Annotated in this window: 5 protein-coding genes and 1 pseudogene; all 6 read right to left on the bottom strand. The window is 65.2% G+C overall.

The window, feature by feature from the left end:
• Nucleotides 1-86: 86 nt before the first annotated feature.
• The gene (locus ACS5Q7_RS07690) at nucleotides 87-746 is read right to left on the bottom strand and encodes an invasion associated locus B family protein (protein WP_478338746.1); all 660 of its coding nucleotides are present in this window, start codon (nucleotides 744-746) and stop codon (nucleotides 87-89) included.
• A 65-nt stretch (nucleotides 747-811) separates the two neighbouring features.
• On the bottom strand, nucleotides 812-1,060 hold the full coding sequence (locus ACS5Q7_RS07685) for a hypothetical protein (RefSeq protein ID WP_478338745.1): 249 nt from the start codon (nucleotides 1,058-1,060) through the stop codon (nucleotides 812-814).
• Between the two features lie 229 nt (nucleotides 1,061-1,289).
• On the bottom strand, nucleotides 1,290-2,012 hold the full coding sequence (locus tag ACS5Q7_RS07680; protein WP_478338744.1) for an invasion associated locus B family protein: 723 nt from the start codon (nucleotides 2,010-2,012) through the stop codon (nucleotides 1,290-1,292).
• Between the two features lie 83 nt (nucleotides 2,013-2,095).
• Complete coding sequence (locus ACS5Q7_RS07675; RefSeq protein WP_478338963.1) at nucleotides 2,096-8,065, bottom strand: hypothetical protein; 5,970 nt, start codon at nucleotides 8,063-8,065, stop codon at nucleotides 2,096-2,098.
• Nucleotides 8,016-12,497 carry a beta strand repeat-containing protein gene (locus tag ACS5Q7_RS07670; RefSeq protein WP_478338962.1) on the bottom strand — a complete coding sequence of 1,494 codons (4,482 nt, stop codon included), beginning with the start codon at nucleotides 12,495-12,497 and terminating at the stop codon, nucleotides 8,016-8,018. Before ACS5Q7_RS07670 ends, ACS5Q7_RS07675 begins: the two co-directional genes overlap by 50 nt.
• An 18-nt stretch (nucleotides 12,498-12,515) precedes the next feature.
• A pseudogene (locus tag ACS5Q7_RS07665) lies at nucleotides 12,516-12,581 on the bottom strand (hypothetical protein); the annotation flags it as partial.
• Nucleotides 12,582-12,648 lie beyond the last annotated feature (67 nt).

Here is a 12,648-nt window from a genome sequence, read left to right as displayed (position 1 = left end):
CCTGACCGGCGATCATCGAGCAGAAAAGAAAATCAGAACATGTACCGGGAGCCGACGCAAAGCTGCGCTGCTCCCGATCCGAGTTTTTACCGGCTGAAGAGATAGGCGAGAGAATTGCGTGCCTCTTGCAGCGCGTACTCGACCCGAACCTCTCCAACGCCAATCCCGACCCAGGACGCCGTAGCAGTGGGCGCGGATGCAAGTTCCTGCGCGAAGGCGTCGTCCATCTGCACCGTCGCAGTGCAAAGGGACGGCTCACAGCTTTCATAAGTCACGTGACGTGGTGCATTCGTTCCGATCTGCACCGTCGCCCCCGACTTCAAATCGACGCCAGTCGGCGTCTGCAGAACGAAAGTCGCCGAGCCGCCGGTCTTGATGACACTCAAGTATAGGATCGGACGGCGATCCTCGTTGCTCTTCAGCACGCCCATTCTGGCGACACAGGTCCGCGGCGACTTGTCGGCCGGCGGGGCGAGACATGTCACGACCCATCCCTGAAAGTTTTGAGTCTCACCAGGCGGTGCGGCGGCGGGCTGAGCCTGCGCAGCGCCCGATGCCGGGACTGGCTGCGTAGGCGTTGCGGCAGGTTTCGGATTACTTTTTTCCGGCTTCTGAGCGGCCCGCAGCTGCGGCACAGCGGCCTTAACTCCGTGATTGACCGGCTTTGGCTCAGGACTTTGCCCGCTTGCGACACCCGCGAAAAGCGTCATCGTACACAACGCCGAGACGGCGCCGACGAAAGTCATTGACTTTTTCATAACCAAGGCCTTTTTGTTTGGCATAAATCAATAATGTTCAGTCAGTTGCGTTGCTATTGATCGTATATCATACGATAGCTCGCGCCCTTCGATGGATCATTGATTTCACCAGCCTTAGGGTCGACGCGTATACATTTGTGAATCTTGCCCGCCGCATCTCCGCAATCGATGATCTCATACCCAGCCTCTTTGGAAGGCTTATTGATTATTGATGAGACACTCGACACGCTTAGAAGCAAGACATTGCCAGTGAGAACTAGAAAGATCAGAAACAACACGTTTTGCTTGAAGCTGTTGATCATCTTATTCTCCTCTTCGGAGCGACTATTACCGCTCAGGATGCAGTGTCGGCTCCTTAATCATCACACCGGCCTGCGTCGCACAGCTCATCGATCGGATTCCCAATCGTGAGAACTCTTTGGCGTTGTCGACGAGGCTCTAGCTCACCTCCCCAATACACGGCGCCAAGCGGGGCGCACTTATCCTTTTTGCTCATAAGCAACGGCCGAGATCAAAGTCGCGACTTAAATCCTACCAGGTAGCAGTGGTTTTAGTGAGTATCTCGGCAAAACCTTGCCCGCGAATACTCAAATTTCCGACATCAATCACCGGCGTCACTTTTTTGGTAGTTGCTCGCCGTCCACTTTCGGGGGTTGTGGTCGCTATCTTGAGGCTTTCCCCTGCATTCAAGATGTAAACGAGCTTAGGATCGAGGGGAAACATGTATTTACATGTGCTTTCGCAAACCATCGCATTTACGGCTTGCGAAAACTCGACCTTGACCACCTTTCCCTCGATCTTGCTAAGATGACTCCCATAAATAGAGACTTCCTTTTTAGGAGAAATCTCGCTTGGTATCGAGATCATCATAGCTGGTATTCCAGCATCAGTCGTCGCGATGATGGTAGATCCGATAACTTTGCCGCTACTGTCCGCAACAGACGAAAGCAGATTGCAGATCCGTCTTTTTATCTTTACGATCTGCTGGCACTTCGCATGCCATTCGCCATCGCTAAAGGCCCTACTTTCAATCTCGCCGTCCTTGAAAATGCTGGTGTCCAGTGCTGGCGTTGCCACCGATTCCTGAGCCAAAGCCCCGGAATTGGATACGGCCAACGCAAATAGCACTGCCCGCACAAAGCCAGATCCTCGTCTCATGGCGCTGTGTAGCACAGCTATTATCTTGAGTACAGCACCTGCCAGCCACATATCATAACTAATACTTCGATCTACAGTTGCAGCCACATAGAACACGAAATTTTTGCGTGCATAGTCTGTGTTCGCTCAGCGGAGATGGAACCGGGGGCTGAGATTAGGAATTCTCAGCCCCCGAGATCTTACCAGCTGTAGCTCATGCCGCCCGCGACACCGAGCTTGTTGACGCCCGGCGTGTACGAGACGGATGCGGTGCCGCGCCACGTTCCGTCTTCCGAGGTGAAGCCGTAGCCGATCGCCATCGCGGTCTGGTTGTCGTAGAAGCCCGTCCCGATACCGAGGCTCTGCGTCCCGGGGCGATCCGAGAACCGCATCTGGCTCATGGCGAACGCGCCTGCCACGCCGCCCGAAGCGATCGAGCGATTTCTTGTGATCTGGGTCTGAAGCTTGGCAGTGACTTGGCTCATGTTGTTCTGCAACGAGTTCAAGCCACTGTCGAGGGCGCTGATCGCACCTCCAACGCTGGTGTAGTTCGACCCCTGTACGCGATAGGTCGGGGCCGAAACCTCGCCGGTCGCTGTGTTGAAGGCCGATCCGCCACCGAGAGCCGTCGCGAGACTGTTGCCCAGCGAGAACATCTGGCCGCCGTTGATGGCCTCGTTCGATCCCGCTGCAATCTTGCCGGCCGCGACATTGTGGAGGACCACCGGACCGGTGCCCGAACCTGGCTGCAGGTAGAGATCGTTCGGCGAAGTCGCCGCTGTTCGCGCGTCTTGCGGCGACGTCCCATAGCGGATCGGCCCGACCTGCCCATTTGCCAGGCCGGTCGACAACGCAGCCACCGAACTGTTCGTGTTGCTGAGACCGGTCGAGAGCTGCGCGACCGAACTGGCGGTGCCGATCAGCCCCGTCGAGAGTGAAGCAATGGAGCTGGTGGCACTGCCCATGCTGTCCGACAGCGTCGCAACCACACTTCCGGTCGAGCTTAGCCCCGTCGACAGGAACGCCACCGAACTGTTGGTGCCACTCAACCCCGTCGACAGAGAGGCCACCGAGCTGTTGGTGACACTCAGGCTCGTTGAAAGCGACGCGTTAGAACCACCGCTCCCGGGCTGACCGTTCCACAACTGAGATACGGTCGTCGAGAGCTGCGCGACCGAACTCACTGTTTGAAGTAGTCCCGTCGACAGTGACGTGATCTGCAACAGCGTCGTCGAGGCGACAGAGTAGAGCTGGCTTCCGTTTATCGCGTCTGTCGATATGGCGCTGACAGTACCCGCGGCGACGTTCGTTATCCGCTGCGGGGTGTTAGTGCCATGGCTGGCGCTGTAGGCGCCGACCACCGAGTCCCACTGCAGGGCGTCGAGACGCAAGCCGGCAACGCTCGTCGACAGGGACGCAACCGAACTGTTCGTCGCACCCAAGCCAGTCGACAGCGAGACAACACCGCTGCCGCCTGTCGTGATGGCCGTCGACAACGACGCCACAGAACTGTTCGTCGAGTAGAGCTGCGCTCCATTCACGGCATCGGTCGAGCTCGCACTGAGCTGGCCGGGGGCGACATTTGTGATCTTCTGTGCCGACCCGCCGCGGCCCGCATCGTAAGCGTTCAGGGTAGAGTTCCACTGCAACGCGTCTCGCTGCAGCGTCGACACCGAGCTGGATATGGCGCTGACGCCTGTCGACAGAGATGCCACCGAGCTGTTCGTCGTGCTCAAGCCCGTCGACAGTGACGCCACGCCTGTCGACATCGAGCTCACCTGGCTCGTGGCCGTCGACACACTCGTCGACAGCGATGCCACCGAACTGTTCGTCGTGCTCAAGCCCGTCGATAGCGACGCCACGCCTGTCGACATCGAACTCACCTGGCTCGTCATCGTCGACACGCCCGTCGACATCGAGCTCACCTGGCTCGTCGCCGTCGACACACTCGTCGACAGCGATGCCACCGAACTGTTCGTCGTGCTCAGGCCCGTCGACAGTGACGCCACGCCTGTCGACATCGAGCTCACCTGGCTCGTCGCCGTCGACACGCTCGTCGACAGAGACGCCACCGAACTGTTCGTCGTGCTCAGGCCCGTCGACAGCGAGTCAACCTGGCTCGACGTCCCGGACAGACCCGTCGACAGAGACGCGATCGAGCTGTTGGCCGTGCTCAGACCCGTCGACAGCGACGCCACCGAGCTGTTCGTCGTGCTCAGGCCCGTCGACAGCGAGTCAACCTGGCTCGTCGTCCCGGACAGACCCGTCGACAGAGACGCCACAGAGCTGTTCGTCGTGCTCAAGCCCGTCGACAGCGAGCTCACTTGGCTCGTCATCGTCGAAACGCCCGTCGACATCGAGCTCACCTGGCTCGTCGCCGTCGACACGCTCGTCGACAAGGACGCCACCGAGCTGTTCGTCGTGCTCAGGCCCGTCGACAGCGAGCCGACCTGGCTCGACGTCCCGGACAGACCCGTCGACAGAGACGCGACGGAGCTGTTCGTCGTGCTCAGACCCGTCGACAGCGACGCCACACCCGTCGACATCGAGCTCACTTGGCTCGTCATCGTCGAAACGCCTGTCGACATCGAGCTCACCTGGCTCGTCGCGGTCGACACACTCGTCGACAGAGACGCCACCGAGCTGTTCGTCGTGCTCAAGCCCGTCGACAGTGACGCCACGCCTGTCGACATCGAGCTCACTTGGCTCGTCATCGTCGACACGCCCGTCGACATCGAGCTCACCTGGCTCGTCGTCGTCGACACGCTCGTCGACAGAGACGCCACAGAGCTGTTCGTCGTGCTCAGACCCGTCGACAGCGAGTCAACCTGGCTCGTCGTCCCGGACAGACCCGTCGACAGAGACGCGATCGAGCTGTTGGCCGTGCTCAGACCCGTGGACAGCGACGCCACCGAGCTGTTCGTCGTGCTCAGGCCAGTCGACAGCGAGCCGACTTGGCTCGTCGTCGTCGACGCCACCGAATAGAGCTGGCTGCCGTTCACCGCGTCCGTCGAGGTCGCCGTCAACCGGCCCGCCGCGACGTTCTGGATCTGCCGCTCGCTGCCCGGTGCGCCCACCGACACCACGCCCACCGGCGCGGTTCCCGCGAAGGAGCCGAAGGTGACGCCGCCGAGCGTGAGCGAGGGCGTGCTCACCGCGCTCGCGGTCGTGGCGCCGTCGCCCAGCGCGACGCTGTGCGCCACCGAGGCGTTCGCCCCCGCGCCGATGGCGATGCCCTTCGAGGCGGCGGACGTCACGGTCGTGCCGTCGCCCAGGGCGATGGAGCCCGTGGCCTGCGCCTGCGTCAGGTTGCCGAGGGCCACGCTGCCCTGCCCCACCGCGATGGCTGTGTTGCCCATCGCGATGGCGCCGTTGGCCGCCCCGCCATTGGCCGTGCCGTCCGCCGTGGCGATGCTGTTCAGGCCCTCCGCGATGGCGCCCGAGCCGTTGGCCACACTCGGATCGCCGATGGCGACCGCGCCCGCACCCTTGGCAATGTTGCCCGCGCCGAGGGAGACGGCCGAGCCGCCCGCGTTGCCCACCGCCGTCGCACCGATGCCAACGGCGACGTCGTTCGTGCTCGCCGCGTTCGAGGCGCCCCCGATGGCGACGCTGTCCTTGCCCAGCGCCTTCGCGCCATTTCCGGCGCTGCTGGAGCCCAGCGCCGTCGCGCCAGCGGCCGAGGCGACGGCCACGGTGCCAAGAGCCGTCGCATAGGTGCCGGCGGCGTTCGACGCACTGCCCAGGGCCACCGCGTAGGAACCGGCGGCGGTCGATTGATTGCCAAGGGCCGTCGCATAGGCGCCAGAGGCGTTCGACGTCCAGCCCAAAGCTACGCCGTTTTGCGAAGCGTAGGACGCGTAACCCACCGCGATCGCCACGTTCCCTTGCGCGTTCGCCGATGTCCCGATAGCGATCGCCGACCAGTTGAGGCTGGAACCGCCCACGGCCGTGGCCCCGTTGCCGATCGCCACATCGCCGGCTGCGCCGCCCGAGTTGGCGTTCAGGCCCAGCGCAATCGATTGATTCGTCGAAGCCACGGCGCCGCCGATGGCGATGCTGTCCTGACCTTGTGCCTTCGCGCCCGCGCCACCGCTGCTCGAGCCGAGCGCCGTCGCGCCGGCGGCCGCGGCGTTGGCACTGCTGCCGAACGCGGCCGAATTGGGCGCGACGGCAACGGCATTGGAGCCGATCGCGGTGGACCTCACACCAACGGCACTCGCATAGTTGCCGAGGGCGGTGGAATAATCACCGGTCGACTTTGCATAGGTACCGCCGGCGAAAGCTGAAGTGCCGACGGAATTCGCGGCATACCCTATTGCAGAGCCGTAGCTGCCACTTGCGTTGGCGCCGTCACCGAGCGCAACGCCTTCAAACGCGCTCGAAGCGAACCATCCGATCGCGATGGCGTCCTGCTTGGCGATAGAGTTGGTTCCGATGGCGATCGCGATAGAGTTCGATGCATTCGCACCGTCGCCCAAAGCCACCGCATAGTCGCCCGCCTTCGTGCCGATGCCCTGGGCGATCGCATACGAGCCGAAAGCCGACGCGTAGCTGCCGACCGCGACCGCGGCGACGCCTGCGGCGTTGGCATTGTCGCCCACTGCAAGCGAACTGAGCGCGGAGGCTTTCGCGGTACTGCCCGCCGCGAAGCTGCTGACGCCGGCGGCATTGGCATTCAGGCCGACCGCCGTGCTGTAGGACTGCGACGCGTTGGAGCCAGAGCCGAGCGCGGTCCCTTCAATGCCACCCGCCACGGAACCGCCGCCGACGGCGAGGCTGTCCCAACCTGCCGCCTTGGCGCCCACGCCGGTGCTGCTCACACCGATGGCCGTTCCACCGGCTGTCGCGGCGTTGGCACCTGTGCCGAGGGCCGTTGCGTAATTCGCCCCCGCCACCGAAGCGCCGCCGATCGCGATGCTGTTCGGCCCCTGCGCCAGCGCGCCCGCGCCGGCTCCGGTCGAACCGAGCGCCAGAGATCCCGTACCCGTCGCCGCAGCGCCCCAGCCCATCGCCGTCGCGCCGGTTTGCGTCGCCGCCGCGTACCAACCCGCCGCGATCGCGCCGGTTTGCGTCGCGCTGGATCCCCAACCCACAGCAGTCGTTACATAGCCCGAGGCCGTCGAGTAGCTGCCCAGCGCCGTGGCATAGCTGCCGCTTGCATTGGCCCCGTTGCCGATCGCCGTTGCCGCGAAGCTCGAACCATTGGCCGAATTGCCGATAGCCGTCGTGCTGCTTTGCAGCGCTGCCGCGTTCCAGCCCAACGCGATTGCACCGGATTGCGTCGCGTTCGATCCAAAGCCCGCTGCAATCGCCACATAGCCCGATGCGGAAGAGGAATTGCCCAGGGCCGTCGCAAAGGTGCCGCTCGCAGCCGCGCCGCCGCCCAATGCGGACGCGTAGCTCCCGGAGGCACTCGTCACGCTGCCGATCGCTACGGCGTTCAGGCCGTTGGCATTCGCTATGTTGCCGATCGCCACGGAGGCGATGCCGCCGGCACTCGTCGAGCGGCCGAACGCCAAGCCTTGCGTCACCGCGCGGGCGTATGAGCCAAAGACATACGCATCGGAGCCGCTGGCATTGGCGTTGATGCCGATGGCACTGGCCGATGCTCCGTTGGCAACGGCCCCCGCCCCGATGGCGAGGGCGGAGTAAATGCCGGACCCCGTCGCCGTCGTACCGGCGCCAATCGCGATATCCTGCGTGCTAACCGCGCTCGCGCCGAAGCCCAAAGCGGTCGCTTGATTGCCGCCCGCGACCGAACCGCCGCCTAGCGCGAGGCTGTCCTGCCCCTGCGCCTGCGCGCCTTGGCCGCCGCTGCCCGAGCCGAGCGCCGTCGCGCCCGATGCGGAGGCGTTGGCAGCTGTGCCAAGTGCCGTCGCGTACGCCGCCAAGGCCGCCGATTGGCCGCCTATGGCGGTGCTGTTGTCGCCGTATGCTTTCGCGTGGTTATTACTGTTGTTGCCGATCGCAACGGAGCCGTTGCCACGCGCTTCGGTGGCTGTACCGAACGCAGACGCATAGGTGCCGGACGCATTGGCCCCGCTTCCGACCGCCGTGGCAGACAGATTCGCGGAGATAGTCGATGCGCCGATGGCGACAGCGTAAGAATTGGAGGCGTTAGCATGGTCGCCTTGGGCGATGCTGTAAGCACCTGACCCATTCGCCAAGTTGCCGAGCGCAATGGCGAAACTGTTCGCGGCCGTTGTGGAGCCGATTGCAATGCCGGCCGTACCGATCACCGTGGTCAATGGACCGATCGCGACACCGTAATTGCCAGCTGAGGTATTGGCTAGGCGGCCCACTGCCACCGAAAAAAAAGGACGCCACCGATAGATCGCCGACGGCAACGCCGTCCTGCCCCAGCGCCTGCGCGCCCACACCGAGCGCCGTCGCATTCGGCGCGGAGGCACTGGAATTCGAGCCAATTGCCGTCGCATACGACGCCGAGGCAGCCGTCGCGCCACCGATGGCAATGCTATTGTCACCGTATGCTTTCGCATGGTTGGTATAGCTGTTGCCGATCGCAACGGAGCCAACGCCACGCGCTTCGGTGAATGCACCGAACGCCGACGCATAGGTGCCGGTCGCAGTGGCCCCGTTTCCGACCGCCGTGGTAGAAAGATTCGCGGCGACAGACGATGCGCCGATGGCGACGGCGTTCTGAGCGGAGGCTGCAGCATTTGTGCCTTGGGCAATGCTGTTAGCACTTGACGCATTCGCCATGTAGCCAAACGCGAGAGCGTAACTCGCTGACGCGTTCGCCCAGTTGCCAACCGAAACCGCACTATTGTCCGCGGTTGTCGCAGATCCGATCGCAATGCCGGCGGTACCGGTCACAGTGGTTTGTGGACCGATCGCGACAGCCCAAGTCAATGTCCCGGTATTGGCCTGGAAGCCCACCGCCACCGAATTGCCGCCCGCCACCGATGCGCCCCCGATGGCGACGCTGTCCTGACCCGCCGCCTTCGCGCCCACGCCGGCACTGCTGGTGCCGATGGCCGTCGCGCCGGCTGCCGAGGCGTTCACCGCCGCGCCGATCGCGATGGTGTTGGCGGCACCGGCCACGCCGTCGACCCCGGCCGCGTTAGCGTGGAAATACTTTTGGGGAAGACCGTTGGAGAGGCCCGTCGAGAGGGAACTCACCTCGCTCTGCGTCGTCGACACCACCGAATAGAGCTGGCTGCCGTTGACCGCGTCCGTCGAGGTCGCCGTCAACCGGCCCGCCGCGACGTTCTGGATCTGCCGCTCGCTGCCCGGTGCGCCCACCGACACCACGCCCACCGGCGCGGTTCCCGCGAAGGAGCCGAAGGTGACGCCGCCAAGCGTGAGCGAGGGCGTGCTCACCGCGCTCGCGGTCGTGGCGCCGTCGCCCAAAGCGACGCTGCGCGCCACCGAGGCGTTCGCCCCCGCGCCGATGGCGATGCCCTTCGAGGCGGCGGACGTCACGGTCGTGCCGTCGCCCAGGGCGATGGAGCCTGCGGCCTGCGCCTGCGTCAGGTTACCAAGGGCCAGGGTGCCCTGCCCCACCGCGATGGCGGTGTTGCCCATCGCGATGGCGCCGTTGGCCGCTCCACCGTTCGCCGTGCCGTCCGCCGTGGCGATGCTGTTCAGGCCCTCCGCGATGGCGCCCGAGCCGTTGGCCACGCTCGGATCACCGATGGCGACCGCACCCGCGCCCTTGGCAATGTTGCCCGCACCGATGGAGACGGCCGAGCCGCCCGCGTTGCCGGTGGCTTGAGCAGATGGGCCGATGGCCACATCGTTGGTCGACGTGGCGACGGCCGCGTTGCCGACGGCCGTGGAATTGTCGCCCTTCGCCGCCGCAGCAAAGCCCAATGCCGTCGCAGTACTACCCGATGCGTTGGCCGAGGTGCCCAGCGCAACTGCGCCCGTGCCCGAGGCCACCGACGCGCCGCCGACAGCAGTGCTGTTATTGCCCGAGGCGACAGCGCCAACCATGCCGCTGCTCGAGCCGAGCGCCGTCGCGCCGGCGTTCGAAGCGTTGGCGTTTATGCCGATGGCGGTCGAGTACCAGGACGAGGAGTTCGTCCATTGACCGAGGGCCACGGCGGCGACGCCCCCAGCATTGGCCTGCAAGCCGATTGCGGTCCCGTGGTAGCCGCCCGCATTGGCGCGATCACCCAGGGCGATCGAATCCTCGTTGGAGGCATTGGCCAACGCGCCGCCCGCGAAAGACCGAAACCCTGTGCTGTTGGCGAGATTGCCGATCGCCACGGCACCGTTGTTGGTGGCTTTGGCCGTATCACCCACCGCAACCGAGCTGATACCGGCGGCGTTGGCATTGCTGCCGAAGGCGGCCGAATTGGCCGCTCCCGCAACGGTGTTGGAGCCGACCGCGGTGGAACTGGCGCCGACGGCATTCGCGTAGTTACCGAGGGCCGTGGAATAATCACCAATCGATTTCGCGAAGGTACCGCCGGCGAAAGCTGAATAGCCGACGGAATTCGCGACATACCCTATTGCGGAGCTGTAGCTGCCACTTGCATTGGCGTTATCACCGAGAGCGACGCCTTCGAGGGCGCTCGAAGCGAACCAACCGACCGCGATCGCGTCCTGCTTGGCGGATGAGTTGGTTCCAATGGCAATCGCGACGGAACTCGATGCATTCGCACCGTCGCCCAAGGCCACCGCGTAGTCGGCCGCCTTCGTACCGATGCCCTGGGCGATCGAATACGAGCCGAAAGCCGACGCGTAGCTGCCGACGGCGACCCAGGCAACGCCTGCGGCGTTGGCATTGTCACCCACCGCGACAGCACTGGCCGCGGAGGCTTTCGCGGCAACGCCCGCTGCGAAGCTGCTGGTGCCGGCGGCAGTAGCATTGAGGCCGACCGCCGTGCCGTAGGACTGCGACGCGATGGAACCTGAGCCCAGCGCGGTCGCTTGAATGCCACTCGCCACCGAACCGCCGCCGACGGCAAGGCTGTCCCAACCTGCCGCTTTGGCGCCCACGCCGGTGCTGCTCACACCGATGGCCGTTCCACCGGCTGTCGCGGCGTTGGCACCTGTGCCGAGGGCCGTTGCGTAATTCGCCCCCGCCACCGAAGCGCCGCCGATCGCGATGCTGTTCGGCCCCTGCGCCAGCGCGCCCGCGCCGGTTCCGGTCGAACCCAGCGCCAGCGATCCCGTCCCAGTAGCCGCCGCGCTCCAGCCCATCGCCGTCGCGCCGGATTGCGTTGCGGCGGATGCCCAGCCCACCGCGGTCCCGACATAGCCCGAGACCGAAGAGGAGCCGCCAAGGGCCGTCGAATAGGTGCCGGAGGCGCCCGCCCCGTTGCCAAATGCGGCGGCGTAGCTCCCGGAGGCACTCGCCACGTTGCCTATCGCCGTGGCGTGTTGGCCGCCGGCACTCGCCGCGTGACCGTAGGCTGTCCCGGCGATGGCTGCGTTTGCCCCACCACCGATGGCCTCCGAATCTTGGCCTGTCGCATTGGCGCCCCAGCCGATCGCGAGCGACGCCGCGCCGTTGGCGATGCTGCCGACGCCGAGCGAGAATGCTCCGTATCCGAGGGCGCCCATGGCGACGGCGCCTGGTCCGATCGCGACGTCGTTGACGTTCGTCGCCACCGACGACCCGCCCACCGCGATGCTGTCCTGGCCCAGCGCCTTCGCCCCGACTCCGCCGCTGCTTGAGCCGAGCGCCGTCGCGCCGGTGGCCGACGCGACGGCCGCGTTGCCAACCGCAACCGAGTTGGGACCGGCGGCGGCGGCATTGCTGCCCACTGCCATCGCATTGGAGCCACTGGCTGTCGTGCTATTACCCAGCGCGATCGCGTTGGTCCCGCTCGCGCTGGCTAACCAACTCATCGCGATGGCGCCGAAGCCGTTGGCAGCCGCGGTATCACCCACGGCAACCGAACTGGTGCCGCCCGCCGTTGTCCGGACGCCCAATGCGACCGAATAATTGGCTGCTGCATTGGACGCGCCGCCAACAGCGACGGCTTCTACTGCATTCGCCTTCGCGCCCTGCAGGCCATAACTATACGCTGTGCCGATGGCGACCGCCCCACTGCCAGCGGCATTGGCCGAGCTGCCGACGGCCGTGGAATTGTCGCCCTTCGCCGTCGACGCGCCGCCGAGAGCGGTGCCGTTAAAGCCCGAGGCGACGGCGCCGACCCCGCTGTTGTTCGAGCCAATGGCCGTCGCGCCAGCGTTCGAAGAGTTGGAGTGATAGCCGATGGCGATCGACTGCCAGGACGAGGCGTTCGTCTCTTGACCGAGGGCCACGGCGGCGACGCCCCCAGCATTGGCCAACAAGCCGATCGCGGTCCCGTGGTAGCCGCCCGCATTGGCGCGATCACCCAGGGCGATCGAATCCTCGTTGGAGGCATTGGCCAACATGCCGCCTGCAAAAGACCGATACCCGGTGCTGTTGGCGAGACTTCCGATCGCCACGGCACCGTCGTAGGTGGCCTTGGCCGTATCACCGAACGCCGCAGTGCCCGGCCCCGACGCGACGCTGCCGTCACCGATCGCCGTGGCCGAAAACGCGCCGTAACCCGAGGCACTCGCCGAGCGGCCGAGCGCGATATCCGCGATGTTCGTCGCACTCGCCGACAAGCCGATAGCGACACCGGCCATCGACGCCGCGCGCGAAGAGCCGCCGAGCGCAACGCTGTCCTGACCCTGCGCCTGCGCGCCGGTTCCAAACCCTGTCGAGCCCAGCGCCAGAGAGCCGCTCCCCGAAGCCGTCGCACCCCAGCCCAGAGCCGCGGCGCCCGTGTTGGACGCG

It is taken from the genome of Methylobacterium sp. Gmos3 (assembly GCF_056430985.1).
The sequence above is the reverse complement of the archived record's forward strand: the minus strand, read 5'-3'. Positions and strand labels throughout refer to the sequence as shown.

What these genes read in the sequence shown, in the direction of transcription:
- ACS5Q7_RS07670 (WP_478338962.1), bottom strand. Translation starts at nt 12,497, where the DNA reads ATGGCCGGTGTCGCTATCGGCTTGTCGGCGAGTGCGACGAACATCGCG.
- ACS5Q7_RS07690 (WP_478338746.1), bottom strand. Translation starts at nt 746, where the DNA reads ATGACTTTCGTCGGCGCCGTCTCGGCGTTGTGTACGATGACGCTTTTC.
- ACS5Q7_RS07685 (WP_478338745.1), bottom strand. Translation starts at nt 1,060, where the DNA reads ATGATCAACAGCTTCAAGCAAAACGTGTTGTTTCTGATCTTTCTAGTT.